We start from the raw sequence: 14,405 nt of genomic DNA, 5'->3' as shown, positions 1-14,405 counted from the left end.
GCCCCGGCGGGCCCGCCCTCACCTTGCGGCCGGCGCCTTCAGCGCGCGTCGGCCGGCTTCACCGAGACGACGCCCGGCATGCCGCCCGCGTCGTCTTTTTTCGTCTTGACCAGCCAGCCGGTGCCGTCGCCGAACGGGACCTTCGCCAGCGCGCTCTTCACGAGCGCCGGCGCGGCCTGCTGCGTGCCCGGATCGCGATCGCGCAGCGACGCCGACACGCGATAGACGTCGGCGCCCGATTTCGCATCGACGAACCGCAGCGTCAGCACGTGGCGGTACACGCGGCCCATGAACGGCAGCGCAAGCGGCGCCGGCCCGTCGACCGTCACGCAGGCGCTGCTTGCCGCGCCGCAGCGCTCGGCGCTTGCCGCGACCGCCGCCGGCTGGGTCGCGTACGCGATCGACAACCGGTAACGCGCGTCCTTGAGCGGCTGCGCATCGAAGCCGCGGCGCGCGAGCTCGTCGCGCACGAGCGTCTCGATCTGCCGGTACTCGGCATCGCCCGCCTGCGCGGCCGTCCGCACGAAATCGTAGCCGTGCGCACCGGAAGCGAACGCATCCGGCTGCCCGACCGCACTCACACCGCTCGTGACGCCGGCGCAACCCGCCAACAGCGACGCCGCCAGCGCGGCCGCCGCCCATTGCTTTCTCATGGCTTTCCCCAAATGCCTGCCGTCGCGCCCGGCCCTGTCAGGCGGACGGCTCGTCGATCGCGGGCAGCGACACCGTCACCGCGGTTCCGACACCCACTTCGCTGTCGACCGACACGCTGCCCCCATGGCGCGTGACGACCGTCTTCACGAACGCCATGCCGAGCCCGGAACCCGAGATTTCGGGCCGCTCGCCGGCATGGAACCGCTTGAAACGCTCGAACAGATGCCGCTGATCTTCCGGCGCGATGCCGTACCCCTGATCGCGAATCGTACAGAACATCCGCTTCGTTGCGTGCTCGACCGTCAGCGTACACGTGATCACCGTGTCGGACGGACTGTATTTGACCGCGTTGTTCAGCAGGTTCACGAACGCGCGCGTGATCAGCGAGCGGTCCGCGCGCACCCAGCACATGTCGGCGCCCACGTCGGTCTCGATGCGGATGTGTTTCGCCTGCGCCTGCGGCCACACCTCGTCGCTCGCATCGATCAGCACGTCGACGAGGCTCGTCACCTCGAGCTGGTACGCCTGCGACTCGGCGCGCGCCAGTTGCACGAACTCGTCGGCGAGCGACAGCGCGCGGTGCGCATAGCGCTCGATCCGTGCAAGCAGCCCGCGCATCGCATCGCTCTCGACGCGGTCGCGCTCGATCTCGACCAGCGCGAGGATCGACGACTGCGGCGAACGCATGTCGTGCGACAGCAGGTGCAGCGCTTCCTCGCGCTGCCGCTCGGCCGCGTGCAGCTCGGTCACGTCGACGAGGCCGGCGATCCAGCCGGTCACGCGACCTTGCGCGTTCGTGCACGCGGCGTAGCGTAGCAGATGGTCGAGCCCGTCCCGGTCGCGCACCTCGATGCCCCGCGCCATCGCGTCGTGCTCGGCCTCGAGCGTCGGGTCGAGCGCGGCCGGCCAGTGCTCGCGGATCGCCGCGTCGTGCTCGGCGTTGCCGTCGACCGTCTTCATGAACGTCAGCTCGCCGAGCGCGATGCGCAGCGGCCGCCCTTCCGGCAGCGGCAGCGCGAGCCGCGACCCGTAGCGTTTGGCCGCATGATTCGCGATCAGCACGGTACCGGCGAGGTCGGTCACGAAGATCGGTTCGGGCATGCTGTCGAGGCTGTCCCACACGAAGCGCTTCATGTCCTGCACGCGCTGCGCGGCCTGCGCCATCAGCGCCATCTGCCGCTCGAGCACGTCGCCGCCGACGTTGCGCGTGCGCGGCGCCTCGGGCAGCAGGTGCGGCTCGTCGGCGAGCTTCTGCAGCTCGCGACGCAGATACGACATCGTCATTTCCAGCCGCCGCCAGTTCCAGATCGGGTAGACGGCGATCAGCCCGAAGATCGCCGGCGCCGGCGTCAGCCAGATGCGCGCCTCGAACAGCAGCGCCACGCTCGCGACCACGGCGAGCGCGGCCAGGCTCAGCGTCAGCAGCAGCGCGCGCCACGGCGACAGCATCAGGAAGCCGCCCAGCAACACGGCGAGCGGCAGCAGCGACGCGATGAACAATCCCGCGCGCGACGCGGGCGAGATCGCGCTGCCGGTCGCCAGCATGTCGAGCACGTTCGCATGGATGTACACGCCGGCGAGCGGACCGAACTCGCCGGACACCGGCGTCGCGAAGCGATCGTACAGCCCGGACGCGGTCACGCCGACGACGACGATCTTGCCGCGCAGGGCGTCGGGCTTCACGCGCCCTTCGAGCACGTCGTCGAACGACAGCGTCGGATACGCGGGCGTGTTGCGGCTGAACGGAATCAGGTAGCGGCCCTCGCCCGCCGCATCGCGCGACAGGTCGTGCGCGTTCGCGCCGGGCACGCCGCCGACCGGGTGCAGCCGGCCGGCCTGGATCGCGCGGTACACGGGCACCATCAGTTGCGGCCAGCGCACGCGGCCGTCGCTTTCGAACAGCGCGACGCTGCGAACGATCCCGTCGCGATCGACTTCGAGATTGATATGGCCGAGCCCCGTCGCACGCGCGGCGAGCGCGGCGACCGGCGGATCGACGGAACGCGCGCCGTCCGCCTGCTCGGGGCTCAGCAGCACCGGCAGAAAGGTCGGCGCGCGGCTCATCGCGTCCGCGAACGCGCGATCCTCGGGCGACGGCTCGGTAAACAGCACGTCGTAGACGACGGCGGCCGGCTGTGCGCGCGCGAGCGTGTCGAGCAGCCGCGCGTGCACGTCGCGCGGCCACGGCCAACGACCGAGCGCGGATACGCTCTGGTTGTCGATGTCGACGACGACCACGTCGGGCGACAGCGGCAGGCTGCGCAGCATCAGCAGCCGGTCGTAGATCAGCCCGTCGACGCTCGACGACAGGCGGCCGAGCGCGCATGCGAGGATCACCGCGATCCCGAGGCAGCCGATCGCGATCCATTCGATCAGGAAGCGGCGGCCGAGGCGCCGCCGCGGAGAAACGGAGTCGTGTCTCATGCGCCGCGGGTCAGCGCGACAACGTGAACGCGCTGACCGGACTGGTCTTCTCGTAGAACTTGCCGCCTTCGAAATCCTCGACGGTCACGGCCCAGAAATAGTCGCCCGGCGGCAGGTGCGCGACGGTGATCTGGCGCGCGTGCAGGCCGACCTGATCGACGACCGGCGCGCTCAGGTCCTTCGAGCGCGACAGCACGAAGCGGTAACGCGCGTTCTTGCCCGAGCCATTCGGCGACCAGCGGAACTCGTAACCGCCCGCGCCCTGCGACGCGCTCGCGTCGAGCCCCATCACGCGGCGTTCGAACGCATAGGTGCGCGGCCGCCCCTCGAGGCCGTTCGCATCGATCGCGGCGATCCGCACGAAGTAATTCCCGTTCGGCACGTCGCGGAACACCGCGCGCGGCGAATCGGTACGCGTTTCGCGGAACAGGTCGAGCAGCCCCGCATCGTGCGCGAGCTGCACGCGATACGCATGCGCCTGCGCGAGCGGCGCGACGTCGAAGGCGACGTCGGGCTCGTCCTGCACCTTGTCGGGATGCGCGAGCGTTGGCGCGCCCAGCAGTTCGACGGGCGCGCCGACCGCGCCGGACGACGTCGCGACGCTGCCGAAATTCGCATGCACGAGGGTCGCGTCGGCCGGCCGCCGGCCGCCCGCGACGCCGACGGTGCCGTCGAGCACTTCGACGCGCGTCGTCGCATTGCCGGCCGCGTCGTAGTTCACGCGAAAGCGCGTGCCGCGCACGCCTGCCACGACCGACGGCGAGCGGATCTGGAAGCGGTCGTCGCGTTTCTTCAGGTGGGTGACTTCGCTGTCGACCGAGCCGCGCGTGAGCTCGAACTCGCGATCGAGCGTGCCGGTCAGCACCGTGCGGCGCAACGACTTCAGGTCGAGCTGGCTGTCGGGCGGCAGGCTCATGTGCGTGCCGTCGCTCAGCTCGATCGTCACGAAGCCGTTCGCGCCCGTGCGCACGCGGTCGCCTTCGGCGAGCGTCGCATCGTTCGCGAGCGGCGCGAAGGCGCCGCCGGACGCGCGCTCGGCCGTGCCCTGCACCGCGACCACGCGTGCGGTGAGCTTTTCCTTGCGCAGCCGCGCGACCGGCAGCTTCAGCGCGATGCCGGGCTGCAGGTGCTTCGGCGCCGGCACGCCGTTGATCTGCTGGAGCAGTTGCCAGTCGTCCGCGCCTTGCAGGTAGCGCGCGGCGACGTCGTACAGCGTGTCGCCCGCCTGCGTGCGATAGACGACCATCTTTCCCGCGGCGGCGGGCGGCTGCGCGACGGCGGGCTGCACGGCGAACGCCAACGCCGCCGCGCAGGCTGCGTGCAGCGCCGCCGTACGCAGGCTCGCCGTGCGCGGCGCGATTCGCGTGATCACTCCGGTTCCCCCTGGCCGACCCGTTCGAGCCGGTAGCCGTACCCGTAGATCGGCGCGAGACGGTAGCCGTTTTCGGGCCGCAGGCCGAGCTTGGTGCGCAGCATCGAAATGTGCGTATCCATCGTGCGCGACGGGATGTCGGTCGCCTGCTTCCACACGAGGTCGAGAATGTGCGCGCGCGACAGGGGCCGGTCGAGATGCTGGAACAGCAGCAGCGCGAGCTCGAATTCCTTTTGCGTGAGGCTCACGGCCTTGTCGCCGACGTACGCCTGCTTCAGGTTCACGTCGAAACGGAACTGGTCGAACTCGCGAACGGTCGCCTCGGCGTTGACCGGATACGCGCGGCGCAGCAGCGAACCGATGCGCGCGCGCAGGATCGGGCCCGACACGGGCTTGACCACGTAATCGTCGGCGCCGGCGTTGAGGATCTGCGTGATACCCGCCTCGTCGTCGCGGCTCGTCATGAAGATGATCGGCAGGCTGTGCTCGGTCTGGTTGGCGCGCACCCACTTGAGCACTTCCTCGCCGGACATGTCGGGCACGTTCCAGTCGAGCACCAGCAGATCGAACGTCTCGCGCTGCAGGCGCTTTTTCAGGGCCTTGCCTTCCTTGAACGCGTAGCACGTGTGGCCGATGGCCGTCAGCGTTTGACTGACGAAATCCGTCTGGGCCGGATCGTCATCCAGTACAGCAATTCTCATAGCACCCCGCAAATCGAAGTCGGTTCGTCCATTCGGCTCCCGCGCCTGCCCCGGCCGCGCAGGATGCGCGCGGCGTTCCGGATACCGGCCGGCGAGCCGTCGTTCGCCGCTCGCGCCTCCTGCGCACCCCGGCGACCCCGGCTAAATATCTCAAAAACGGGGCACGGACGAACCGGCGATTTCATCATAGTAGTATGAAATTCGCCAAGAAATTGCGCGGACTATCGCCCTTTCTTCGAATAATCCCTTCTGTTGCGCAACCGGACGCCTATTCGGCGCCCGCGATGCCGGCCACCGGCTCGGCACAGTCGTCTGTCGGCACGCGCGGCGACGGCGGCTCCGCCAGCGGCCGTTGCGCAAGCATCCGCTGCAGCTGGTCGCGCACACGCTCCCACGCGCCGGCCGCGTAGTCGGGCTGGCCCGCCGCCCATGCCTGCGCCAGATCGAACACGCGCTCGATCGTCGCGCCGCAGTAGGTCGGGCCCGAGCCGTCGTCCCGCGCGGCATCGCGCAGCCGTTCGTCTAGCCACTCGGCCAGCCACGGCATCTCGGCCGCGGCCGAATCCGCATACGCCTCCAGCGCGGCACGCGCGTGGCGGTCCTGTTGCGGATCGAGCTCGATCCGGCTCAATTCCGACGTGCGCACGGGCGCAATGCTTTCCGCTCCGGACGGGCTTCCAAAGGTCCCTGGTCTGAAGGACATGTCCTCTCCCCGTTGTACGACGGTAGCGTCAGGCATGGCCCCCGAGCCCGCCGTGCGACGTACCGTGGCCGGCGCCTCCGCTGGGAGCGGACGACCGGCCGGCTCAGTATACGCAGCCGGTCGCGCGACGAGGTTTAAGAATTGTCAGAAAGGAGCGGCAAGACACGGCCGGCCGGAAGCCTGCCGCGGCGGGATGGGGAATGCGCGCCTTCAGCGGCGGCGCATCAGGAACACGAAGGTCTTGTCCTGCGTCGTCGATTCGACGATCTCGTTGCCCGTCTGCTTCGCGAACGCGGCGAAATCGCGCTGCGAGCCCGGATCGGTCGCGAGCACCTTGAGGATCTGCCCGCTTTCCATATCGGCAAGCGCTTTCTTGGCACGCAGGATCGGCAACGGGCAATTGAGCCCGCGCGCGTCCACTTCCTTGTGAATCTGCATCGGCTGTCGACCTTCGAATGACGCGCCACACCTGGCGCGGGAGGAAGCCGCGATTTTACCGCAGCGCCGCCGCGCCTGCCCGGGCGCCCACGGCCCGGCGCCCGCCGGCATCCGGCTCATGCGCCGGAGAAACCGCCCGCGAGCCGTTCGCGCAGGTGCCGCACGAGCGCGCGCACCGCGCTCGGCACGACGGGGCTGTACGGGCGGATCGCGAAAATATGGTCGCCGAACGCGCCCGACGGCCGCCAGCCGTCGAGCAGCGCGACGAGGCGGCCGGCATCGAGATCGCGCCGCGCGCTGAAATCGGGCAGCAGCGCGATGCCGAGCCCGCCGAGCGCGGCCTCGCGCATCGCCTCGCTGTTGTTCGCCGCGAAACTGCCGCGCACCGGCACGCTCACGCGCTCGCGCCGGCGGCCGTGCGGCTCGAAGCTCCACGCGGCCGGCTCGTTCTCGCGCAGGTAGCACAGGCAGCTGTGATCGACGAGTTCGCCCGGGTGGCGCGGCGCGCCGCGCGCGTCGAGATAGTCGCGGCTCGCGACCAGCAGCGAACGCGTGTCGCACAGCTTCCACGCGACGTGGGTCTGCGGCGCGGTGGTCGTATGGCGGATCGCGAGGTCGAAGCCCTCCTGCGTCAGCGAATGCAGGCGATCCGACAGGTCGAGCTCGATCTGTACGCCCGGGTGCCGGCGCAGGAAATCCGGCAGGTGCGGCACGACCTGCTGGCGCCCGAGCGCGACCGGCACCGTCACGCGCAGCAGCCCGCGCGGCTCGCCGGCGAGATCCTTCACGCGCGCGAAATGCTGGCCGATCGACTCGAACGCGTCGCGCGTGCTGTCGACGAGCGTCTGCCCCGCATCGGTGAGCCGCACGCTGCGCGTGGTGCGGCGCACGAGCGGCACGCCGGCCGCCTTTTCGAGATCGGCGATGCGCTGGCTCATCGCGGCCTTGCTGATGCCGAGCCGCTGCGCGGCAGCCGTGAAACTGCCCGCCGCGGCCAGCACCGTCAGCGAATGGATATGCGGCCAGAGCGCCTGGACATTTTGCTGATTCATCCGCCGATTATTCAGAATTCTGAACAGTGAATCAAGTTTGGCGGCCTTCTCCCGCCCTGCCGGTTTCCCTAGACTGGGCGCTGTTCCCCCTCGTCCCCAGGAGACACGCATGACCACGGTTCCCGCGTATACGTCCGACGCCGACGTCGGCCACTACATCGACGGCGCGCCCGTCGCCGGCCGCAGCGGCCGCTTCCAGGACGTCCTCAATCCGGCGCTCGGTCGCGCGGTGCGTCGCGTGGCGCTGGCCGACGACAGCGAAGTGCGGCAGGCCGTCGCCGCCGCCCACGGCGCGTTCCCGGCCTGGGCCGACACGCCGCCGATCCGCCGCGCACGCGTGCTGCACCGTTTCCTGCAACTGATGAACGAGCACCGCGACACGCTCGCGGCGATCATCACCGCCGAGCACGGCAAGGTGTTCTCGGACGCGCAAGGCGAAGTCGCGCGCGGCATCGACATCGTCGAATTCGCATGCGGCGTGCCGCAACTGCTGAAGGGCGACTTCACCGACCAGGTCAGCACCGGCATCGACAACTGGACGATGCGCCAGCCGCTGGGCGTCGTCGCGGGCATCACGCCGTTCAACTTCCCGTGCATGGTGCCGTGCTGGATGTTCCCGGTCGCGATCGCGACGGGCAACACGTTCGTGCTGAAGCCGAGCGAGCGCGACCCGTCGGCCGCGCTGTTCATCGCCGACCTGCTCACGCAGGCAGGGCTGCCGGCCGGCGTGTTCAACGTCGTGCAGGGCGGCAAGGACGCGGTCGATGCGCTGCTCGACCACCCGGACGTGCAGGCCGTCAGCTTCGTCGGCTCGACGCCGATCGCGGCGTACGTGCAGCAGCGCGCAGTGCAGTCGGGCAAGCGCGTGCAGGCGCTCGGCGGCGCGAAGAACCACCTCGTCGTGATGCCCGATGCGAACATCGAGCAGGCCGTCGACGCGCTGATCGGCGCCGCGTACGGCTCGGCCGGCGAGCGCTGCATGGCGATCAGCATCGCGGTGCTGGTCGGCGACGTGGCCGACAGGATCGTGCCGGCGGTCGCCGAACGCGCACGCAAGCTGGTGATCGGCGACGGGATGTCGCCGGAAGTCGAGATGGGCCCGATCGTCACCGGCGAAGCGCTCAAGCGCATCGAAGGCTATATCGAGCAGGGCGTGAACGAAGGCGCGCAACTGGTGGTGGACGGGCGCGGGCTGCGCGTGCCGGGCCGCGAGGCCGGCTTCTTCACCGGCGGCACGCTGTTCGATCACGTGCGCCCCGACATGCGGATCTACCAGGAAGAGATCTTCGGGCCGGTGCTCGGCTGCGTGCGCGTGAAGGATTTCGGCGAAGCGGTCGACCTGATCAACGCGCACGAGTTCGGCAACGGCGTTTCATGCTTCACGAGCGACGGCGGCATCGCGCGCGAATTCGCGCGGCGCATCCAGGTCGGCATGGTCGGCATCAACGTGCCGATCCCGGTGCCGATGGCGTGGCACGGCTTCGGCGGCTGGAAGAAGAGCCTGTTCGGCGACATGCACGCGTACGGCGAGGAAGGCGTGCGCTTCTACACGCGCCAGAAGTCGGTGATGCAGCGCTGGTCGTCGAGCATCGGCAAGGGCGCCGAATTCGCAATGCCGACCGCGAAGTAAGCCGGCCGGTGCGCAGCCCGTCGAGCCGTTCGGCGGGCGGTGCGCAGCCCGTCGAGATCAACCGGCTTTCGTGCCGTGCGCGCCGTCGGCGGTCGGCATATAGGACAGCTCGAGCCGGTACGCGAGCGCGACGAACAGGCTCTGCGCGAGGCCCATCGTCGCGGTCAGCGCGCGGAACCCGAACGTCGCGCTGTCCTGCACCATCAGCGTCACCTCGGCCTCCCGCGCGAGCGGGCTCATCCGGCTGTCGGTGATCGCGATCAGCCGCGCGCCGCGCTGCGCGGCCTGCTGCGCGACCTGCACGGTCTCGTCCGCGTACGGCATGAACGAGATCGCGATCATCACGTCGCCCTCGCGCACCGACCGGATCTGCCCGAGATGCATGCTGCCGAGCGCGCTGAACAGCCCGATGCGCTTGTCGGTGTGCTGCAGCGCATAGTCCAGATACACGGCGATCGGAAACGCGCGCCGCGACCCGGCGATCCAGATCGCCTGCGTATCGGCGAGCAGGTCGACGGCCCGCGCGAGCGCCTGCGAGTCGAGCGTCTGCCGCAACTGCTGCATCCCGGCGATGCTGCCCTTGATGAATTCGTCGGCGATCTGTTCGGGCTGCAGGCTCGACGAACCGGCTTCGATCACGTCGCGCAGCCGCAGGTTGTATGCGCGCCCCGGCGCGATCTGCTGCGCGAGCCCTTCGCGGAACAGCCGCTGCATCTCGGAGAAGCCGGAGAAGCCGAAGTGCTTCGCGAAGCGCACGACGGCCGACGGCTGGACGCCGCAGGCCTCCGCAAGCGACTGGATGCCTTCCAGCCCAAGCTGGTCCCGATGCGTTTCCACGTGGCGCGCGATCACCTTCAGGCGATTGCTGAGGCTGTCGTACTCCTGCGTCAGGTGCTGCAGGAACGCCTCGACGGTGGCGGGAGGTTTCTCGGATGAACTCATCGGATAGCGCGAAGTTGACGGCCTCGATGCGCGCGCGTGGCTGACGGACGCGGCCCGGGGCTCGACTGGATACATGCATGAAGGGCGAATTTAATCACGTTTGCGGCACGGCCCGTGCCACCTGCTCGCTCCCACGCGCTCGATCATCACCAGGGTCTGTTGACGTACGCTCCACGGCAAGACTGGAACCGATTGTCCAACGCGCGCGCGGCGGCGTAAAGATCGGGGTGTGTACCGAGGCCGGCCGCCGCGGCGAAACGCGGCGCAGCCGGCCTTGCCCGCTTCAACGATAGTCGACCCACACGCCGCCCGCATCGGCCGAACGCACGCAGTTCTCGACCCAGCGCACGCCCTCGACGCCCGCGTGCACGTCCGGAAAGCGGATGGTCTTCAATGCCGTCGCGTCGCCGCGATCGGCCGCGTCCATCGCGAGCGCGAAGCGCGCGTACAGGTTCGACCATGCGTCGAACAGCCCTTCCGGATGCCCGGCACCGATGCGGTCTTCGCGCAATGCGTGCGGATGCAGGTACGGCATCCCGCGATCGAGCACCTGCGCGGGCTGCCCCTGGATTTCGTAGCGCAACTGGTTCGGATGCTCGTCCCACCATTCGACGCTCGCCTTCGAGCCGATCACGCGCACCTTCTGCCCGTGCATCGAGCCGGCGTTCACCGCGCTCGACCACACGTAGCCGATCGCCCCGGTGTCGTATTCCATGATCGTGAACGCGTTGTCCTCGAGCGGCGCGCGGCTCTTCACGAAGCTCTGCCGCGAACACATCAGCCGCCGGATCTTCAGCTCGGGCGCCATCACTTCCGAGATGTACAGCGGGTGCGTGCCGATGTCGCCGAGCACGTAGCTCGGGCCCGCGAATTTCGGATCGACGCGCCAGCGCGCGGCCGCGCTCGCGGCCTCGACGCCCTCGCTGTGGAAGCCGTGCGCGAACTGCATCTGCACAATGCGGATCTCGCCGAGGTCGCCGCGCGCGATCATCTCGCGCGCCTGCTCGATCATCTGGTGTCCGGAATAACCGTACGCGACGCCGACGATCCGGTTCTTCTCGACCGACAGCCGTTGCAGCGCCTCGGCCTCCTCGGTCGTGAAGCACAGCGGCTTCTCGCAGACCACGTGCAGCCCCGCGTTCAGCGCGGCGCGGCAGATCTCGAAGTGCGTGTTGTTCGGCGTCGCGATCGACACCGCGCGGATGCCGTCGGGGCGACGCGCCTCGGCGTCGAACATCGTCGCGTAATCGGGATAGCAGCGCTCGGCCGCGACGCCGAGCTTCACGCCGAACTGGCGGCCGCGTTCGGGATCGATATCGAATGCGCCGGCAACCAGCTGGAAGCTGCCGTCGCGCAGCGCGGCCGACCGGTGGCTGTAGCCGATCTGGCTGCCGAGTCCGCCGCCGACCATGCCCCAGCGAATCGAATGTCCAAGCAGAATCTGTCCGTCAATCATGATGGTGGTGTTCCTGGTGCGTGTTCATGGGTCATGCGAAACCGGCTGACGCGAGAAACGCGCGGCTCGCCGCGACGTCGCGCAGGCTCGTGCCGGCGCTGCGCGGGTCGCGTTCCTGCTCGATCGTGATATAGCCCGCGTAGCCGATGGCGTCGAGCGCCTCGCGGATCGCGCGGTAGTCGAGCACGCCGGCGCCGATCGGGCACATCACGCCGCGCGCGCAGGCGGCGAAAAACGCGATGTGCTCGCCCATCACCGCGTCGTATACGGCTGCGTCGATGTCTTTGAAATGCACGTAGTCGAGACGCGCCGCATGGCGGCGCAACCACGCTTCCGGCTCCATGCCCGAGTAATACAGGTGGCCGGTATCGAGACAGAGGCCCGCCGTCTCGGCCGGAATGTCGGCAACGATCCGGTCGATCTCGTCCGCGAATTCGATGTAGCCGCCCGCATGCGGATGAATCACCGCGCGCACGCCGAACTCGTCGCGCGCGATCGTCGCGATCTGCCGGATATGGTCGACCATCCGCGCCCAGCGCGTGTCGGACAGCCGCGGCGCGCGATCGCCGTGGCCGGCCGCGTAGTTGCGCTCCTCGTGGCCCCAGTCCATCACGACCAGGTACGGCGCCGCGTAGCGCTGGCCGTCCTGCGTCGGCAGCTTCGGCAACTGCGTGATCAGCGCGCAGATGTCGCGCGTCTGGCGCAGCAGGTTCGGCAGGTTCTCCGGCGACACGAGATCGTCGAAAATCGTGCCGGCCGTAATGCTCAGGCGCTGGCGTTCGAGTTCGGCGCTCACCACGTCGAGGTCGAGCGGGATGTAGCCATAGGGCCCGAGCTCGATGCCCGAGTAGCCGGCCTGCGCGGCCTCGGCGAGCACGTGCCGCCACGGCGGCAGGTGCGGGTTGTTCACGTCGTCGACGCCCCAGCAGCAGGGGGCGCAACCTATCTTCATCGTCATGTCGGTCGGTCCGGTACGTCAGCGGCGGGCGGTCGCTGGTCAGCCGCGATAGAACGCGGGACGCTCGGCCATCGCGATCGGCTCGACCGCGCCGGTTTTCTGCGCCCGCACGCACGCGTCGGCCGCGACCGCCGCCGCGTAGCCGTCCCACGCGGACGGCCCGGTCAGCACGCCCTGCCGCACGCCGTCGATGAACGCCTGCAGCTCGACGTCGTACGACGCGATGAAGCGCTCCTTCCAGTCGGTCATGATCTCGACCAACTGCCGCGCCGCATGCTTGAGCCCGACGGCCGGCGGATCGGGCAGCTTCGCGATGCCCTGCTCGCCGACCACCTCGCACTGGATGTCGTAGCCGTACTGGCAGTTCACGAAGATCTCGACGTCGATGCGCACGCCGCTCGCGGTTTCGAGCAGCACGATCTGCGGATCGGCGAGATGCGCGGATGCATGGCGCGTCTTCTTCGGATAGACGACCTGCGCGCTCGTGTAATCCTCGCCGAGCAGCCAGCGCAGCACGTCGAGTTCGTGGATCAGCGTGTCGGTGATCGCCATGTCGGTCGTGTAGCGCTCGCCGACCGACTGGTTGCGGTGCGCGCAATGCAGCATCAGCGGCGCGCCGATTTCGCCGCTGTCGATCACGCGCTTCAACGCGCGATAGCCTTCGTCGTACGGCCGCATGAAGCCGACCTGCACGAGCCGCTTGCCGTGCGCGAGCTCGGCTTCGACGATCCGCATGCAGCCGTCGGCCGTGACCGCGAGCGGCTTCTCGCAGAACACCGGCTTGCCGTGCGCGATCGCGTCGAGCACGAACGCTTCGTGCGTCGGCCCCCACGACGTGACGAGCACGGCCTGCACGTCGGCGGCCGCGACCACTTCGTGGCCGTCGCCGTAGATCTCGGCGTCGAGCCCGTATTTCGTCACCGCATCGCGCGCCTGCCGCGGATCGATGTCGTTGACGGCCACGACGCGCGCGCCGGACAGCGTGCGGGTCAGTCTGCGAATATGGTCCTGGCCGATCGCGCCGCAGCCGATCACGCCGATTTGCAAGGTCATGCAGTTGTCTCCGGTGGTTCGTTCATCAGCGGCGCGGCCCATGCCGCGCCGGTCGGTAATCGGTCATCCGTCGGTCAGCGCGCGGTGCGGTCGAAATGGCGATCGACGTAGCGCTGGATCGTGTCGCGCATGTAGCGCGACGAGGCTTCCGCGCGGTCCTCCCACGCGAACACGCAGGACGACATCACGCCGTCGAAGCCGGCGGCCCCGAGCGCGCGGAAGAATACGTCCCAGTCGATCTCGCCCTGCCCGATGTCGAGATGCTGGTGCACGCGGATCTGGTTCGAGCCGGGCGGGTTCACGATGTAGCGCAGCTGGCTGCTCTTGCGGTGGTCGAACGTGTCGGCCACGCGCACGTGCGCGAGGATCGGCGCGGCGGCCGCGATCATCGCGGCCATGTCGTCGCCGTAGTAGAACGTGTGCGGCGCGATATACGACAGCTTCAGCGACGGCGAGCCGATGTTCGTGACGATGTCGATCGCCGGCTGCAACTGCTCGATCCAGTCCTCCGGATGCGGCTCGACCGACAGCACGATGCGCTCGCGCTCGAGGATCGGCAGCAGCTCGTCCATCGACCGGAACCACGCGGCCTCGCACAGCGGCTGAGGGTTCGCGCCCGGCCGCTCGCCGACCGAGCGCTCGGGCGACGCGCCGCGCCCGAACTCCGACACCATCAGCGGGCACTCCATCTCGACCGCCACCTCGATCGCCTTCTTCCAGCAGCGCACGGCCCACTGCCGCTCGTCGTCGAACGGGCTCGCCCAGCGGTACATCGGCTGCAGCGACGCGAGGCCGACGCCGCTCGCGCGCATCGCCTGGCGGAATGCGGCCATGCGTTCGCGCGTCGCGCGCGGCATCACCCACCAGTCGAGAAAGTCGCTGCGCGGCGACAGCTCGATCTGGTCGTAGCCGAGCTCGGCCACCGCGTGCGGCAGCCGGTCGAGCGGCAGATGGCGAATCATGTAGGGATCCAGCGCGATCTTCATCTTCTTCCCGGACAGTTTCGTGGTTTCGGTAGTTTC

General features: G+C 69.1%; 13 protein-coding genes. 1 reads left to right on the top strand and 12 read right to left on the bottom strand.

Annotated features, from left to right (window positions below):
* Positions 1 to 38 precede the first annotated feature (38 nt).
* The 7 genes from CFB52_RS07250 to CFB52_RS07220 form a co-directional block, all read right to left on the bottom strand.
* Positions 39 to 653, bottom strand: coding sequence for a DUF4136 domain-containing protein (locus CFB52_RS07250; protein ID WP_059575864.1), 615 nt, complete (start codon positions 651 to 653; stop codon positions 39 to 41).
* Positions 654 to 690: 37 nt separating this feature from the next.
* Positions 691 to 3,078, bottom strand: coding sequence for a CHASE2 domain-containing protein (locus CFB52_RS07245; protein WP_099316331.1), 2,388 nt, complete (start codon positions 3,076 to 3,078; stop codon positions 691 to 693).
* Positions 3,079 to 3,088: 10 nt separating this feature from the next.
* A complete protein-coding gene (locus CFB52_RS07240) occupies positions 3,089 to 4,450 on the bottom strand; it encodes a FecR domain-containing protein (protein WP_099316330.1) in 1,362 nt (453 codons plus the stop codon).
* Positions 4,447 to 5,151, bottom strand: coding sequence for a response regulator transcription factor (locus CFB52_RS07235; protein WP_027784223.1), 705 nt, complete (start codon positions 5,149 to 5,151; stop codon positions 4,447 to 4,449). Before CFB52_RS07235 ends, CFB52_RS07240 begins: the two co-directional genes overlap by 4 nt.
* 268 nt (positions 5,152 to 5,419) lie before the next feature.
* Complete coding sequence (locus CFB52_RS07230; RefSeq protein WP_099316329.1) at positions 5,420 to 5,854, bottom strand: peptidase; 435 nt, start codon at positions 5,852 to 5,854, stop codon at positions 5,420 to 5,422.
* A 210-nt stretch (positions 5,855 to 6,064) separates the two neighbouring features.
* The gene (locus CFB52_RS07225) at positions 6,065 to 6,292 is read right to left on the bottom strand and encodes a sulfurtransferase TusA family protein (RefSeq protein ID WP_006402122.1); all 228 of its coding nucleotides are present in this window, start codon (positions 6,290 to 6,292) and stop codon (positions 6,065 to 6,067) included.
* A 116-nt stretch (positions 6,293 to 6,408) separates the two neighbouring features.
* Positions 6,409 to 7,344 carry a LysR family transcriptional regulator gene (locus CFB52_RS07220; protein ID WP_059575872.1) on the bottom strand — a complete coding sequence of 312 codons (936 nt, stop codon included), beginning with the start codon at positions 7,342 to 7,344 and terminating at the stop codon, positions 6,409 to 6,411.
* A gap of 109 nt (positions 7,345 to 7,453) precedes the next feature.
* Between CFB52_RS07220 and CFB52_RS07215 the strand changes: the two genes are divergently transcribed.
* Complete coding sequence (locus tag CFB52_RS07215) at positions 7,454 to 8,974, top strand: CoA-acylating methylmalonate-semialdehyde dehydrogenase (protein WP_099316328.1); 1,521 nt, start codon at positions 7,454 to 7,456, stop codon at positions 8,972 to 8,974.
* 57 nt (positions 8,975 to 9,031) lie between these two features.
* On the opposite strand, the gene CFB52_RS07210 is transcribed toward CFB52_RS07215, so the two are convergent.
* The 5 genes from CFB52_RS07210 to CFB52_RS07190 form a co-directional block, all read right to left on the bottom strand.
* Positions 9,032 to 9,916 carry a MurR/RpiR family transcriptional regulator gene (locus tag CFB52_RS07210; RefSeq protein ID WP_099316327.1) on the bottom strand — a complete coding sequence of 295 codons (885 nt, stop codon included), beginning with the start codon at positions 9,914 to 9,916 and terminating at the stop codon, positions 9,032 to 9,034.
* Positions 9,917 to 10,199: 283 nt separating this feature from the next.
* Positions 10,200 to 11,372: a Gfo/Idh/MocA family protein gene (locus tag CFB52_RS07205; protein WP_099316326.1), complete on the bottom strand. Its 1,173-nt coding sequence runs from the start codon at positions 11,370 to 11,372 to the stop codon at positions 10,200 to 10,202.
* 31 nt (positions 11,373 to 11,403) lie between these two features.
* Entirely contained in the window at positions 11,404 to 12,330 is a 927-nt protein-coding gene (locus CFB52_RS07200) for a TIM barrel protein (RefSeq protein WP_099316325.1), read from the bottom strand.
* A 39-nt stretch (positions 12,331 to 12,369) separates the two neighbouring features.
* Positions 12,370 to 13,383, bottom strand: a complete 1,014-nt coding sequence (locus CFB52_RS07195; protein ID WP_099316324.1) for a Gfo/Idh/MocA family protein — start codon at positions 13,381 to 13,383, stop codon at positions 12,370 to 12,372.
* 74 nt (positions 13,384 to 13,457) lie between these two features.
* Positions 13,458 to 14,369 (bottom strand): sugar phosphate isomerase/epimerase family protein, encoded by a 912-nt coding sequence (locus CFB52_RS07190; protein WP_099316323.1) that lies wholly within the window; start codon positions 14,367 to 14,369, stop codon positions 13,458 to 13,460.
* Between the last annotated feature and the right edge of the window lie 36 nt (positions 14,370 to 14,405).

The sequence above is a fragment of the Burkholderia sp. AU18528 genome (assembly GCF_002223215.2).
Taxonomy (GTDB): Bacteria; Pseudomonadota; Gammaproteobacteria; order Burkholderiales; family Burkholderiaceae; genus Burkholderia; species Burkholderia semiarida.
The sequence above is the reverse complement of the archived record's forward strand: the minus strand, read 5'-3'. Positions and strand labels throughout refer to the sequence as shown.